This is a genomic window from Saccharothrix sp. ST-888 (assembly GCF_000955975.1).
Classification (GTDB): domain Bacteria; phylum Actinomycetota; class Actinomycetes; order Streptomycetales; family Streptomycetaceae; genus Kitasatospora.
The window spans coordinates 1-347 of record NZ_JYJF01000623.1 but is presented as its reverse complement, the minus strand read 5'-3'; the positions used below and the strand labels follow the sequence as shown (position 1 = coordinate 347).

Here is a 347-nt window from a genome sequence, read left to right as displayed (position 1 = left end):
GTGGAGGTCGGGAGGGCCGAGGGCATGGCGAGTGGGGAGACCTTGGCGGCGTAGTTGAGGTGCGGGAGGGGGCCGGCCGGCAGGTCGGAGCCGAGGAAGCGCTCGATGAAGACCGGGGCCTGGCGGGTGAGTGTGACGGTGGCGACCGGCAGGAGGGCGAGCGGCATCAGCACCAGCCCGGCCCCGCCCCGGCGCGATTCCGGCCGGCGCCCTTGCGGCAGGCGGCGGCAGAACGGGGCGATCAGCACCCCGGCCATCAGCAGGCTGCCGATGGCGACCCCGACGGCGGCCGGGCGGATGCCGAGCATCGCGTGGCAGGTGGACAGGACCGTGAGGATGCCCAGGTT

1 protein-coding gene is annotated in these 347 nt (G+C 74.6%); it reads right to left on the bottom strand.

The genetic code is table 11. From position 1 onward, the window contains the following. Nucleotides 1-347 (bottom strand): hypothetical protein (locus UK12_RS42195; protein WP_045307082.1); only part of this gene is annotated, 347 nt, incomplete at both ends.